Consider the following 14014-nt stretch of genomic DNA (forward strand, 5'->3'; position numbering starts at 1 on the left):
ATTTTGAATAAAAAAATAAAATTTTGGAGAATTTAAACAGGAATGGAACCAGAAAAAAAAGAAAAACTTAAGAAAATCAAACAATTAAGAGATTTAACTAAATTAAATTTCAAATATTGTATAAAGGCTCTAGAACAATCTGAAGGTAATGTAGAAAAAGCTATTCAATTATTAAAAGATCAAAATCTCATAAATTCAACTAAAATAAAACAGAATGAAACGCCAGAAGGGTTAACTAGCGTACTTTTTAAAAAGAATAAAGCTATTTTATTAGAACTCAATACAGAAACAGATTTTGTAGCTAAAAATAAGTATTTTACCGATTTAATAATACAATTAGAAAAAATATTATTAGAAGCTGACGGTTCTGTTCAAACGATAAATGACTTTTTAAAATATGATCAAAACAATACCAATAATAAAATTGAAGATATCATATCGAAAACAAAAAATATATTAAGAGAAAATATAGTATTAAGCAGAATTAAAATAGTTTATAAAAAAGAAAGCGAAATTTTCGGTTCTTACAAACATCAAGGAGGAAAAATTTCTACTTTAGTCTGTTTAACAAATTCTTGCCCCGAAGTAGCAAAAAATTTAGCTATTCATATAACAGGTTACAATCCACAATCGATAAACCATTTATTAGAACAATCTCTTTATGACAATCCTGCTCAGACCATAAATGAATATTTACAAATAAATAAAACTAATGTAATCGCTTTTTGCCGCTTTGAAGTTAATAATAATAATTAAAATTATGAGAAAAGAAAAACAAATATATCTTGTTATTCAAAGTTCCTTTAGACTAAAATTGGAGTAAGCTATACTTAGAGCGATAAAGGAGAAAAAATGTTTCAAAAGATTCTTTTAAAATTAAGCGGCGAAGCATTAAAAGGCAAAGACGTTAATATTGATCCGCAAAAAGTTAAAGAAATCGCTGAAGAAATTAAAGAAATCAAAAATTTAGGCATACAAATAGTAGTTATTATTGGTGCTGGCAATATTTGGCGAGGAGTTATAGGGCAAGAATTAGGAATGAAACGGGGCCAATCTGATTATATGGGTATGTTAGGGACCATTGTTAACGCTTTAGCTTTACAAGATGCTTTAGAAAATCTTAAAATTGAAACTCGAGTCATGACAGCTTTTCATGTGCTAGCTGTAGCAGAACCTTATATTAAAAAAAAAGCTGACCGTCATCTAGAAAAAAAACGTCTTGTGATTTTAAGCGGGGGGATAGGACAACCTTATTTTTCTACAGATACTGCGGCTGCTTTAAGAGCAGCTGAATTAGATATTAATGTTATACTAATGGCTAAAAATAATGTCGAAGGGGTATACAACAAAGACCCAAAAACAAATAAGAATGCTTTTTTATTTAAAAAAATAGAACACAAAGATATTATAGCTAAAAGACTAAACGTAATGGATATAACAGCTGTTTCTTTGTGTTGGGAAAACGGAATTGACATTATAGTTTTTGATATGAATAAAAAAGGGAACATAAAAAAAGTAATTTTAAAAGAGAAAATAGGAACTTTAATAACATCTAAGGAGGATTGAAAATGAATGAATACAAACAACAAGAAGAAATTCTGAAAGATTTACAGGAAGAAATGTTATATTACAAAGAATTAATGTTAAATCAATTTACTTGCATAAGAACAGGTGCTGTAAACCCAAAAATATTAGATAAAATTAAAGTTACTTACTATAATGTACAAACGCCTTTAAAACATATCAGCTCTATTACTGTTTTCGAAGGAAATCAGCTCCACATAAAACCATTCGACGAAAAGCTAACAACTACTATTAACAAAGCTATTTTATCAGCTAATTTAGGAGTTACTCCACAAAACGAAAATAATATTATTAAATTGATTTTTCCTAGAAATACGGAGGAACAAAGACAAAAACTAACCAAAGAAATTAACAAAATAGCCGAACAAACCAAAATCAATATCAGAAAAATCCGCCGCTTAGGCAATGACAAAATTAAAAAATTAAAGTTAAATCAAGATTCAGAAAAATGTTTAATAAATAAAATACAAGACTTAAACAACAAATACATTCAAATCATAGAAATAGAAAAAAATAATAAAAATAAAGAATTATTAACAGTTTAAAAGAAAGGAAAGACGATGTCGATACAAGAAACAGAAAAAAAGATCTATTCAGGAACAATAATGTTTCTAATAGCATCGTTGTTTTTTTATCTTTGCTCTTATATAGAAAGGTATTACCAATCATTTTTATTAATGTATACTTTTTTGTTTATAGTCATAGTATTTATAACAAAATCTACCCAAGAAACTTTACATATAAATAAGAAGTTAAAAAGAATAATAAAAACAAAAACCAAGATTAATTTTTTATTAGACCAATTTATAATTATATTACTAAATCTTTTTGGTTTTTTTTATTTTTTAGCAGTTATTGTCAATGCTTTTTGCAAAAAAAACATTATAAGGGATAATACAATAATACACAATAATTTACTTTTCAAAATACTGACTAATTCTTCTTTTTTTTCCTTATTTTACGCTTCTTTGTTCATTTTAATATTTTTTATTTATTTTGTATTTAAATCTGATTTAAGAACAAATGAACTAAATAATAATTTAGCCATATTATTCTATCTAGTTTTTTTTAGTGCTTGTTTTTTAAGCTTAATATTTATCAGCTACAAATGGAGTTTATATGTTATTATAATAGCTACTACAAGTGATAGTTTTGCTTTTTTAGGAGGCCGTTTATACGGCAAAAATCTTTTATGCCCTAAATTAAGCCCTAAAAAAACCTGGGAAGGGTTATTATGTGGTAACATAGTTGCCACAGTTATTTCCTTTTCATTTTTTTATCAAAAACTAGATTCATCAATATACTTACCTTTTGCAATACTTACGATAATAAGCGCTATAATGGCACAAATAGGTGATTTAATTGTTTCTAAGTTTAAAAGAGACTTTCAAATTAAAGATTTTAGTAATACAATCCCAGGTCATGGTGGTTTACTGGATCGTTTTGATTCAGTCTTATTTTTATCGTTCTTTATTGTATTAATTTTTTTAAATCCTTTTATATTAGAGTTAGATAACTACTTGTAATATTAACTAACAAAAAAGTTTATAAAACAGTAATCTAGCAAGAGCTTATTGATTATAAAACTAACATATTCAAAAATATAAAAATAATTAAACTCTTTTAATATTTAATTTTTTTAAAGCACGAACAGATACCAAAACTTTTTTTATTTTACCTTTTTCATCAATAAAACGAATTTTTTGCAAATTTGGTTTCCATATCCTTTTAGTCGCATTCATAGCATGACTACGTCTATTGCCAAACAAAATAGATTTATTAGTAAAATAGCATTTACCCATTAATTATCTTCAAAGCCTCCTTTGTTTTTTGAGTTTTTTTATTATCCTGTCCAATTTGCTTCTGGAAATTACAAAAATAAGACAGCAAAATATAATTTAAAGGTATTCTTAGAAAAATTTTTTTCGTCTTAAACTTAAGCAGCGATAAAAAATAACATAATAAATTTTCATTTTCTTCTTGCAGATTCTTGAAAAAAGTAAAGTAAAATACGAACAATTGTCCAAAAAATAAAAATAAAAGTAGTTACAAAACCAAAAGCTAAATCCCACTCATAAGTTTTGGATATGCCTAAACTGATAATCGTTTCAACATGCGCAAAATTAATTGCTAAATAACAAGAACCCAGTACAAGCATAGCAAAAGCAATAACTAATTCTGAAAAACTGTGTGAACCAAAAATATGAATATTCCAAAACGAAAGTATAAGTCGTATTATTTGAAAAACAAATAAAACTAAACTACTAACAGAAACCGCTACTACAAATTTTTGATTTACTTGCAAAAAACCCTGATAATATAAAAACATCATAATCAAAAAAATAATAAAAGTTCCTAAAACAGACAAAATTAATAAATCAAAAACACCTAATAAGAAAATATTCAACAAACTAAAAAAACTACTAATCAAAACTCCTTCAGAAATAGAGTAAATAACAGAAATTACTTTTTTATTAATTTGTCTTACTAAAACACTTGCAAAAACTATCAGTGTAATTACAATAGAAGAAATTAGCATAGAAGACTTCATATACTTAACATATAATAAATTAGTTAACACAATACTAAAGTCTTTAATAAAAAAATAACCAAACAAAAAATGTAAAAAACCAGCTATGATAGTAAGCATTAACAAAAATATAGTTTTTGTAGCAACACCTTGTTTGGTAGCTATTTGTGATTTATGAGAATAACTTGTACCAACTGCTTCTTTTATTATGTTTCTAAAAATCAAATTATTTTGTCTTTCCATATAAAACTCCTTTTTTGTTTTTGTTCAACTATTACCAACACATATCGTTTGTTTAGAAAAAAATTTTAAAAAAACCACTAAAAAAATTTCTTCAAGAATGAAAAAACCAGAGTTATTGTAGTGCAAAAATTAATAAATGTCAAATATATTTTGCTCTACAAAAGAAACTCAAAATCTAGTTTAAATTTAATTTGACATGATTTTTTTATCTGCCCCAATATAGAGAGGGGGGAAATTCTAAACACAAGATAGAATATAAAATCTTATTAAAAAGAACTAAACTTGAAACTAAATAACACATTGAGGACCTGAGTATATAGGATGAAATGCTTATGTTATTTACTTTTAATTTAAATTAAATTTTCAAGAATTATAAAAATTAATCTCATACTTGCTAACATTATAACAAAAAAAATTGGGGTATGAATAACAAAAAATTAGATAGAGCATAATATTATGATTTTTTTACTTAAAAAGAACCGTTTTTATTTCTTGACAATGTATTTTGTAACCTTCGCTATTTGTTATTTTTTTATTTTTTCTTTGTTATACCAATAAAAAAAGAAACTTCTCGGATAGTAATAACTACGACAACTATGCTAAACGATTTAGTTAAACATTTAATTGGGGATGTAGACAAAGAAGAAAGTACTTATTCTCATTATGTAAGAATAAACAACATTAAAAGTTATTCTTTGATAGAACCAGCTATAGTATACAAACTCGTTTATCAGACAGAAAAAAATAAAAGAAGCAGATTTGATAACGATAAGCTCCACGAACGGTACTATTCGAGAACAACATTTTTTTCAAACAAATATGATTTTTTAAAAAAACCAAACTGTTTATTAATTGCACTTTTTATAACATAATTAAAATTATTTGTCGAAAATATATAATTTAATTTTTTTGAAATTTGTTGTTCTCAACCAGTACCGCTTTTTTGGGGTAGTCTAATCCTCATATCTGGTTTAGTATTTCACTATGGCAAAAAGTTTTTAAAGGAATAAAAAACAAATTGAAAAATTACTTAATAGCGAAGGAGATCAGGAAAACTAGATAAGAATTTTTATATATATAACAACCAACTTAAATGTTTACAAAAGTATACAGAAAAAAATTTCAAAAACACAAAATCATTTTAGTAACTGCTAATGATGTTTTTTCTTATTTAGCCAAAGAAAATAATTTTACATTGTATTCTATTCAAGATATTTCTACTTAAACAGAAACTAGCATTAATGACATAAATACATTAACTCAAAAAATAGCTGATAACAAAGTAAAAACTACTTTTATAGAATCTTCTTTCAAAGATAATACATTAAACAGTTTACAGGAAGCAGTATAAAAAAAGGCTATAAAATAAAAATAAACAATCAGTTTTTATACTATGATGCTCTAGGAATTGAAAAAAATAGTGAAAAAAATATTACCTTATGATAATGAAACATTTAAAGGTGATAATTTTAAAGTTTCCACTTATATTAGTGCTTTCTTACATAACATTGTAAGCATAGAAAGTGAGTTATTTTAATAATGAAATTAGAAATAGCTATCAAAATAAGAGATTTAACTGTTGCTTATCATCTAAAACAGTTTTATTGAGACCATAGATTTAGATGTCATTAAAAAGGGGGTTTTAACAAATATATTAGGCTCTAATAGTGCTGGTAAATAATCTAATTAAAACTTTATATGGAATTAACATCCTAAAATTTCTGTAAAAGTTCTATTTTATTAACAATAAGTATACATAATTAAGAAAAAAATATTTTATGTTCTTAAAGAACAGAAGCAGAATGGAATTTCCCTACTACCACTTTTGATGTAGTATTAATGGAAAATGAAAAATTTTTATTTTTAATCCTTATTTATATGTAATTTTAGGCTTTTCTAAACAAATAGTTAATTATTTATTAATGTGTTTAGTTTCATTAACAGTTATGATTTGTTTTGATGTGTTAGAGTCAATTATGGTAATTCCTTGTGTTATAGGACCGTCAGTAACCTCCCTTTTATTAACTAAAACCCTATTTAAAGGATTTTTATTATCCCTGTGGATTGCTATTGCAAATTCTAATTTAAGATATTTTTTAGGTATTTTGTGGAATTTGCCCGTAGCTATTCTAATGATTTTATTAATTTAGTACATTTTTTATTTATACTTTGTTTCGGAACTCGAAAAAGTATTATAGCAAACATAATTAAAAACTATTATTAAAAAACGCTTTCTTATGATTAATTTACTAATACACTTAGAAAATAATGAAAACAAAAACATAAAAAAATTTTTTCAAGAAGTTAATAAAGAACTACAATGGTCATTAATCTCTTTGCAGAAATCTGTTCATAAAGTTCTTAAACATAATTACATAAACGTAAAAAATGAATAATTAATAATAAATCAGGTAGGAAAACAATTTTTAAAAGACCAAAAATAATGTTCATTTGAAAATAAAAAATGTTAGAATAAAGTTGTCGAGGATAATTATGATTACATAATGAAAAAATAAAAACATAGAGGAGGCTATATTTTGTTGAAATCAATAAAAAATAGTTATTTGTATTTCCTGATGTTACTTACTTTTTCATTAATATTCTTTTTAATTAGTTCCAAAAACACAAATGTGTTCGCATCATCCGAAATAGACCCTTTAGAATTTTTTGATTCAGTCCAAAGTTCTATTTGTACAAAAAATAAATTAATTTTATCGAGAACTTTTTGCGATGTGAGTACTCGATTAGTGTCTGATTGCGGAAGCGATAGAAAAAAAGCGGACATAAGTAAACGTGTTGTTGATACCTTAATCGATGATATTCTTTGTATCGAACCATGGCCATCTGTACAAGTAGATACATTGTCTATAGAACAGTTTGATTACCCAAAAATGAAAGATGAAGTTACTTTACAAACTACAAATATCATTGAACAAGCAATAAGTCAATTATCAAGTCAAACTTCTACAGATCGTGCTTATGTCATAACAAATATTAAAAAAGTGGTAGATAGTATAGTTAAAGATGCAATTACTGATCTTTGGCCTTCAAAACTAACACCATCATCAAAATAATATTATTGTTACGAATGTTATATGCACAAAAAAAAATAAAAGCTACTTGCAATATAAATATTGCAAGTAGCTTTTTCTATGATTCAACAAAAATTTATAATATATTTCAAAATTTGATGCTTAATTCGGCATATCTCCTGCAATAGTCAAATTACCCACATAAACACTTGAACTACCGAATCCGGAAATACTAAATACGAAATCATCAGATATATCTTGAATATTTTGCAGAATATCAAAAAAATTACCTGATAACACTATCATTTTAACAGCAGTAGTTATTTCCCCTTTATTTATTTTAAAGCCAGCAGCTTGGAGACTAAAATCACCACTAATGTCATTAACTCCCGCATGTAATCCTATTATAGAATTAATATAAACACCTTCTTGTATAACAGAGATCATGTCTTGAAAACTTTTATGCCCTTTTTGCAGATAACAGTTACTCATAGCAATAGTCCCATTAAAACAGTTACCAAGAGCTTCTTGGTGAAAAATATGAGCAGTTTTTAAATTATGAATAAAATTATCAAACAAACCATTGGTAATAATATTTTTTGCTTGGCAAGCAACTCCTTCGTCGTCAAACGGATGTTGAAAAAAAGCCTTCTCTGATAAAGGATCATCGATAATAGTAACTTTAGAAGAGGCTATTTTCATTTTTTGTTGTTTTTTTAATTTAGTCAAATTACGATAAGCATAAAGCCCACTAAAAACATTTTGGAAACTACACAATAAATCTGCGAATACTTCATTAGCTAAAACTGTAGGATAAATACTAGATTTCAATGATCTGCCGTTAATTTTCTTTTCTCCTAAAGTAATTATCTTTTGAGCATAATCAGAGAAATTAAAATCTTGAAATATTTTGACAGGAAAACGTTTATAAATTTCTTCTTTCTCCTGTCCTCTAGCAAAAATACACATAGCATCAATTATGGCATAACTATTTTTTTTTTGTAAATTTAACCCTTGAGAATTCACTAATATTTGTCGCGAAAAAATCTCTGTATAGGAGATATCACTTTTACGAGAAAAATAACAACTGGCTAACAACTCCTGTTGTAATTTTAGTAATAAGTTTATTTTAAGATTTATATCTATTTGAGAAAAATCAAAATTATTTTCTGAAATAATAGGGTATAGTTTAGAACCGCTAAAAATAATATCTATTTCCTTAAAACTCAAAATTTCTATTCTTTTTTTAAGAACATCTAAAATTGTATCTATCATTAGATCATTATGATTTTTTTCTAGATAAATAGATGCTTTTTTATTCTTGTATAATCCATTGATAATTATAGTTGAAAGGTCACTTTTGACCTGTTGATTCACCTTGCCATCTTCTGAAGTGATTTGTAATGAATTTTGTTCATTAACTATAAATTCTAAAGCATCAAACCCTTTTGCTTGGCTTTGTTCAAACCATTTGCAATAATTAATAAAACCCATTATTCTTTCTTACTCCCTCCTACAATCATTTCTGTAACTCTAATAGTTGGTTGTCCTAAATCTACTGGAACATATCCTGAAATAGAACCACAATATCCCTGTGTAAAACATAAATCATTAGCTACACGATCAATTTTTAATAAAACATCTTGCCCTTTACCTATTAACATCATGCCTTTAACAGGAATAGTTAATTTACCGTTTTCAATTAAATATCCAGAATTAACCATAAAATTGAATTCTCCTGTATTTGTATCAACAGTTCCTCCACCTAAAGTTTTAGCATAAAGCCCATAAGAAGTATCTCTGATAATTTGTTCAGGTGTATCATCCCCTGCCGCAATATAAGTAGAACTCATTCTTGAAGTAGGTGAATACTTATAAGATTGCCTTCTACCAGAACCTGTTACCTTCATATTTAATTTACGACTATTACGAAAATCAACTAAATAATTTTCCAAAATACCTTTTCGGATTAAAGTATTTTTTTGAGTTGGCGTCCCTTCATCGTCAAAATTAAGTTTGCCCCAAAAACCAGAAATAGTACCATCATCGTAAGCACTCACAACTTCAGAAGCAATTTTATGATTGATTTTATTGCAAAAAGGAGATAAATTTCTTGCAATAGCTGTAGCTTCCAAAGAATGTCCACAAGCTTCATGAAAAATAACTCCCCCTGAACCATTGTTTATGATAACTGGCATAATTTGCGGTTTTAATTTTTCTGCTAATAAAAGCTTAACAGCTTGCAAAGCTACCTGTTTCGATTCTTTTTCCGTATCAATAATATCAAAGAATTCTAACCCCATTGAACGACCAAAACTTTGCGTAAATTCTTGCATAATACCATTGTCCTGAGCTACTGCTGTTAAACTTAATCTAATATAAGGACGAAAATCATTTTGATAAAGTCCTTTAGAATTAGCAATCAATATCTTTTGTTCTTTTTCTTCTAAATTAACTATAGTTTGAATGATTTTAGAATCCGTCATTTTCATTGTTTGAGATAAAAGTAACATTTTATTAACTTTTTCCTCTAAACTTAAACATTCAAATGATTTGGCTAAATTATGAGGAATCATTTTTGAATCATTCAAAGGCATCGCAGAAATCATTTGTTTATCGCAAAAGAATTTTTTCTGTTTCATAATCAAATCTAAAATATTCTTGTAATTAACTTTATTCGTATAAATATAAATTTCATTTGTATGTTTTAATAAACGAATACCCACTCCGTAAATATAACTATTAGAAGAAAAAACCACTTCTTGATCAATTACTTTATAAACATAACTCACGCTATCTTCAAAAAAAAACTCTGCAAAATCAATACCAGCATCTAAAGAACACGTTAAAAGATCTTGAATTTCTTTTTTACTTAACATTGCCTTCTCCTGTTTAAAACAATCTATTTATATTAGAAATTATTTTAATTCATGAACAAAAATATTTTTTGTCAAAAAATATAAACAAAAAATACCACTATATATACTTACTTGTATAGTGGTTATAAAACATGTTATAAGAAATAAAAAAATTACAAACCAAAAACTCTTATATGAATTAGGGTTTATATATGGTAAATTATTCAATTAATCTTTTATTTGAAAAATTCTTAAACTGTTAAAAAGAACTAAAATAGTGCTTATTTCATGTAAAAAAACAGCCCAAGGCAAAAAAATACTAGTTACAAAATTAGCTAAAGACAAGATTGTTATAATTAAAATAGCAAAAATAATATTTTGCCATATTATTTTATTCAACTTTAACGCTACTTTATGAGCAAGAATAATGCGTTTTAAATTATTTTTAATTAAAATAATATCGGCAATGTCAATAGTAAAATCAGTTCCTTCTTGCATGGCTATACCGACATCTGCGCTTGCTAAAGCGGGCGCATCGTTTATGCCATCTCCTACCATTGCAATAATAGGGTAATTTTCTTTCATTTCTTTAATTTTTAATGATTTTTCTTCAGGTAAACATTCGGAAAAAATATAATCAATATTTAAGTATTTAGATACCGCATAAGCAGTTTTCTGATTATCGCCTGTTAACATAATTGTTTTAATTTTTTTTTGGCTAAAATAATTAATAGTTTCTTGCGCTTCTAATCGCAAAACATCTAATATAGCCATCACTATTACAATTTGATTATTACAACTAAAACAAAGCACTGTATAACCATTTTCTAAAAATTTTCCTGCTTTTTCTACCATCTCTTCAGGTATTATTTCTGATAAATGATTTTTAAAAATGCTATATTTAGCTATTCTGTAATTATCATTATTATATGTAGCTTCAATTCCTATTCCTATCAAATTATTGACATAAAAATCATTTACATCTAGCTCAGATATAACTGAAAACCGATTTTTAAGATATTTTTTAATAGTAAATGCTAAAGGATGATTAGATTTTTGTTCCATTTGGTATAAAATTTTTAAGTACTCTAATTTTTGCTCATTTGATATTTTAGAATAAAAATAAACTTCTTTCACTAAAGGCCTTCCGCTTGTTAAAGTGCCTGTTTTATCAAAAACAATAGCATCAATATGAGCTAAATGGCTCAAAGAATTACCACTTTTCAATAAAATGCCATTTTTAGCCAAATAAGAAATAGCAGTAAAAGTAGCTGGCACATCAGCAACTGCTAAAGCGCAAGGAGAAGCAACAGTTAAAAAAACTATACTTTTATAAAAAACGTCATTAAAACGAAAGTAAACGACCCCGTTGACTAAATTAATAAGTTGGCTTATTAATACAAATAGTATAGAAACAAAAATCACAATTTTAACATATAAAGGTTCTATTCTTTTAATCAAAGTTGCTTTCTTAGAAATATTTTTTTTAATATTGTAGGATAATTCAATAATTCTATGAAAAATATTTTGTTGAGAAGTAGCTGTAATCTCAATAATTAGAGTATTATGCCTATTAATATTACTGCCAAAAACTTTGTCTCCTACTTTTTTATCTACAGGAATACTTTCACCTGTGATACTAGATTCATCAACAAAAGAAGAACCAGATACAACAATACCATCTGATGGAATTTTATCTCCGCCTAAAACTACAACTTTATCTCCTATTTTTAATTGTTCTACTTCTATTAATTGAAAATCACCATTAGTTTGTAACAAACGTGCTTGAGTAGGAGCTATTTTTAAAAGATTTTTAATCTCACTTTGACTTTTTCTTTCAATATATTCTTCCAAAAAGTTAGCAATAGCAAAAATAATGATCAAAAAAATAGCTTCATTAAAATTTTCTAAAAAAACAGCTCCAAAAGCGCCTAAAGTCATCAAAACATGAACGTTAGGAGTAAATTTTTTATTTTTTTTCGTTAATTGGTAAGTGTCTATAAAACCTTCTAAAATAACTTTATATCCTATAAAAACCAAAATAACTAATGTAATACCACGATTAAAAAATAATTCCTTCTTTTTATCAAACTCAAATAACTTAAATACTGAAATAGGAATAAAAATAAAAAAATAAAAACATAAACCTAAAACAAAAAAAAACAAACATCTCCTATTGCTTTTATCCAAATTCCTACAACAATTTAAGAAATTTTGATCGTTTTTGTTATTATTAATCATATTATTCAACGCACTTTACCTCGACAGCGACATGACACTTGCTCTCTTGCAAATATACGGCATTTATATTCCAGATATTTACCTATTGCTCCAATCATAATTAAAAACACTACTACTGTAAACATATTATACAAGGTCTTTTAATTATATTTGATTTAGATATCTCTTTCAACTTCGTCATGTTCTTCTTTGTTTTTTGTATCAAGTTCTGTTTGATAAGATTTAAGAATTTCCTCTTCAATCATTTTTCTTGTTTTTTGATTAATTGGATGAGCAATATCCATAAATCCTTCCCCATTTTTTTTAGGCACACTAGGAAATGCAATAAAATCGCCTCTTTCACCACAAATAATTTTAACACCGTGAACTGCAAAATCATTATCAAAAAATATAGTACAAATAGCTTGTAATCTATTTCTCTTTTCCTTATCTTTTTTATTTATTAATTTTACATTAACACCGGTAACTTTCATCTTATATCTACCTACCTATTATTATTCTACATTTGCGTTATATATATCATGATATGATATGTACTTTAGATCTTTAGATTAACAAACCTTAACCTAACGAATATTTTAGCACAATTTATTTACATAAGTATACTTTTATTGTCATTTTATCATTAATTAGTTAATTAGTTAATAAATGATTTTATTATTCCCCATATTTAAGGTTAATATATTTTACTTAAATGTACTTTCTTTTGTTTATAAATTAAAAAAATTAAAAAATAATAATGATATTTTTTTAAATTGTTGAATATTAATTTGCTCAGCTCTTATATGAGGAGAAATTTGATATTCTGTAAAAAATTTTAAAAGTTGTATTTTAGGTACCCCAAAACAATGATTTAAATTATTAATCAGTTTTTTTCTTTTTTGATAGAAAGCAATTTTGACAAATTTATAAAACTTATTTATCATAAAATCTTTTTCTTCTGTGTTGAAAGGTATCTTATCAAATTTTAAAACCATTCCATCTACTTTCGGTTTAGGAGAAAATCTAGTATTTTTAACTACTTTAATTTTATGAACGAAACATAAAGATTGGCAAATAACACTTAGAGCATTATAATTTTTACACTTAAATGATGATAATATACGTAAAGCTACTTCCTTTTGTAACATAATAGTAAACGTTTTAACTCTTGGTAAAAATAAAATTTTCCATAAAACAGGTGATACAATATAATAAGGCAAATTCCCCATTACAACTACTTCTTCTTCACAAAAATAATCATAAAAATCTTTTTCTAAATTGCGCTTTAAAAAATCATCATAGATAATGTGAACATCAAATCGAGAACCAAAAACTAAAAAAGGCTTCAAAGTAATATCTATTTCATAAGCTAAAACTTTTTTAGCTTTTAAAATGATAAATTTTGTTAAAGCTCCTTTGCCTGGGCCAATTTCGATAACATTTTTATTACTTATATTAGCTTTTTCAACAATAAACTCTGATAATTTATTATCAGTCAAAAAATTCTGACCATATTTTCTTTTAAACGTATATTTATTTAGCAT

General features: G+C 25.8%; 16 protein-coding genes. 9 read left to right on the top strand and 7 right to left on the bottom strand.

The genetic code is table 11. From position 1 onward, the window contains the following. Positions 1-42: 42 nt before the first annotated feature. From tsf to OC680_RS00545, 4 genes are all read left to right on the top strand, one after another. Complete coding sequence (gene tsf / locus OC680_RS00530) at positions 43-756, top strand: translation elongation factor Ts (protein ID WP_304515174.1); 714 nt, start codon at positions 43-45, stop codon at positions 754-756. A gap of 96 nt (positions 757-852) precedes the next feature. Further along, positions 853-1566, top strand: coding sequence for a UMP kinase (gene pyrH / locus OC680_RS00535; protein ID WP_304515175.1), 714 nt, complete (start codon positions 853-855; stop codon positions 1564-1566). A 2-nt stretch (positions 1567-1568) separates the two neighbouring features. Further along, on the top strand, positions 1569-2129 hold the full coding sequence (locus OC680_RS00540; protein WP_304515176.1) for a ribosome-recycling factor: 561 nt from the start codon (positions 1569-1571) through the stop codon (positions 2127-2129). A gap of 15 nt (positions 2130-2144) precedes the next feature. Then, complete coding sequence (locus tag OC680_RS00545; protein ID WP_304515177.1) at positions 2145-3110, top strand: phosphatidate cytidylyltransferase; 966 nt, start codon at positions 2145-2147, stop codon at positions 3108-3110. A gap of 87 nt (positions 3111-3197) precedes the next feature. Here OC680_RS00545 and rpmB read toward each other — a convergent pair whose 3' ends face one another. Continuing rightward, positions 3198-3386, bottom strand: coding sequence for a 50S ribosomal protein L28 (gene rpmB / locus OC680_RS00550; RefSeq protein ID WP_304515178.1), 189 nt, complete (start codon positions 3384-3386; stop codon positions 3198-3200). A gap of 167 nt (positions 3387-3553) precedes the next feature. Further along, positions 3554-4357 carry a Bax inhibitor-1/YccA family membrane protein gene (locus OC680_RS00555; RefSeq protein ID WP_304515179.1) on the bottom strand — a complete coding sequence of 268 codons (804 nt, stop codon included), beginning with the start codon at positions 4355-4357 and terminating at the stop codon, positions 3554-3556. Positions 4358-4953: 596 nt separating this feature from the next. Here OC680_RS00555 and OC680_RS00560 point away from each other — a divergent pair. The 5 genes from OC680_RS00560 (at position 4954) to OC680_RS00580 (ending at position 7431) form a co-directional block, all read left to right on the top strand. Continuing rightward, entirely contained in the window at positions 4954-5229 is a 276-nt protein-coding gene (locus OC680_RS00560; protein ID WP_304515180.1) for a hypothetical protein, read from the top strand. Between the two features lie 221 nt (positions 5230-5450). Then, positions 5451-5582 (top strand): hypothetical protein, encoded by a 132-nt coding sequence (locus OC680_RS00565; RefSeq protein WP_304515181.1) that lies wholly within the window; start codon positions 5451-5453, stop codon positions 5580-5582. 634 nt (positions 5583-6216) lie between these two features. Next, a complete protein-coding gene (locus tag OC680_RS00570; protein WP_304515230.1) occupies positions 6217-6507 on the top strand; it encodes a metal ABC transporter permease in 291 nt (96 codons plus the stop codon). A gap of 87 nt (positions 6508-6594) precedes the next feature. Beyond that, positions 6595-6753 (top strand): hypothetical protein, encoded by a 159-nt coding sequence (locus OC680_RS00575; protein ID WP_304515182.1) that lies wholly within the window; start codon positions 6595-6597, stop codon positions 6751-6753. 141 nt (positions 6754-6894) lie between these two features. Continuing rightward, a complete protein-coding gene (locus tag OC680_RS00580) occupies positions 6895-7431 on the top strand; it encodes a hypothetical protein (RefSeq protein ID WP_304515183.1) in 537 nt (178 codons plus the stop codon). A gap of 120 nt (positions 7432-7551) precedes the next feature. Here OC680_RS00580 and OC680_RS00585 read toward each other — a convergent pair whose 3' ends face one another. From OC680_RS00585 to rsmA, 5 genes are all read right to left on the bottom strand, one after another. After that, positions 7552-8883: a metallopeptidase TldD-related protein gene (locus OC680_RS00585; RefSeq protein ID WP_304515184.1), complete on the bottom strand. Its 1332-nt coding sequence runs from the start codon at positions 8881-8883 to the stop codon at positions 7552-7554. After that, entirely contained in the window at positions 8883-10268 is a 1386-nt protein-coding gene (locus OC680_RS00590; RefSeq protein WP_304515185.1) for a TldD/PmbA family protein, read from the bottom strand. The genes OC680_RS00585 and OC680_RS00590 overlap by 1 nt, the downstream gene beginning before the upstream one ends. A 207-nt stretch (positions 10269-10475) precedes the next feature. Then, a complete protein-coding gene (locus OC680_RS00595; RefSeq protein WP_304515186.1) occupies positions 10476-12488 on the bottom strand; it encodes a heavy metal translocating P-type ATPase in 2013 nt (670 codons plus the stop codon). 155 nt (positions 12489-12643) lie between these two features. Beyond that, entirely contained in the window at positions 12644-12961 is a 318-nt protein-coding gene (locus OC680_RS00600; protein ID WP_304515187.1) for a SpoVG family protein, read from the bottom strand. A 237-nt stretch (positions 12962-13198) separates the two neighbouring features. Further along, positions 13199-14014, bottom strand: a complete 816-nt coding sequence (rsmA, locus tag OC680_RS00605; RefSeq protein ID WP_304515188.1) for a 16S rRNA (adenine(1518)-N(6)/adenine(1519)-N(6))-dimethyltransferase RsmA — start codon at positions 14012-14014, stop codon at positions 13199-13201.

It is taken from the genome of Candidatus Phytoplasma melaleucae (assembly GCF_030588185.1).
Taxonomy (GTDB): domain Bacteria; phylum Bacillota_I; class Bacilli_A; order Acholeplasmatales; family Acholeplasmataceae; genus Phytoplasma; species Phytoplasma melaleucae.

Coding starts and splice junctions, on each gene's coding strand:
- tsf (WP_304515174.1), top strand. CDS start 43: ATGGAACCAGAAAAAAAAGAAAAACTTAAGAAAATCAAACAATTAAGA.
- pyrH (WP_304515175.1), top strand. CDS start 853: ATGTTTCAAAAGATTCTTTTAAAATTAAGCGGCGAAGCATTAAAAGGC.
- OC680_RS00540 (WP_304515176.1), top strand. CDS start 1,569: ATGAATGAATACAAACAACAAGAAGAAATTCTGAAAGATTTACAGGAA.
- OC680_RS00545 (WP_304515177.1), top strand. CDS start 2,145: ATGTCGATACAAGAAACAGAAAAAAAGATCTATTCAGGAACAATAATG.
- rpmB (WP_304515178.1), bottom strand. CDS start 3,386: ATGGGTAAATGCTATTTTACTAATAAATCTATTTTGTTTGGCAATAGA.
- OC680_RS00555 (WP_304515179.1), bottom strand. CDS start 4,357: ATGGAAAGACAAAATAATTTGATTTTTAGAAACATAATAAAAGAAGCA.
- OC680_RS00560 (WP_304515180.1), top strand. CDS start 4,954: ATGCTAAACGATTTAGTTAAACATTTAATTGGGGATGTAGACAAAGAA.
- OC680_RS00565 (WP_304515181.1), top strand. CDS start 5,451: ATGTTTACAAAAGTATACAGAAAAAAATTTCAAAAACACAAAATCATT.
- OC680_RS00575 (WP_304515182.1), top strand. CDS start 6,595: ATGATTAATTTACTAATACACTTAGAAAATAATGAAAACAAAAACATA.
- OC680_RS00585 (WP_304515184.1), bottom strand. CDS start 8,883: ATGGGTTTTATTAATTATTGCAAATGGTTTGAACAAAGCCAAGCAAAA.
- OC680_RS00590 (WP_304515185.1), bottom strand. CDS start 10,268: ATGTTAAGTAAAAAAGAAATTCAAGATCTTTTAACGTGTTCTTTAGAT.
- OC680_RS00595 (WP_304515186.1), bottom strand. CDS start 12,488: ATGATTAATAATAACAAAAACGATCAAAATTTCTTAAATTGTTGTAGG.
- OC680_RS00600 (WP_304515187.1), bottom strand. CDS start 12,961: ATGAAAGTTACCGGTGTTAATGTAAAATTAATAAATAAAAAAGATAAG.
- rsmA (WP_304515188.1), bottom strand. CDS start 14,014: ATGCTAAATAAATATACGTTTAAAAGAAAATATGGTCAGAATTTTTTG.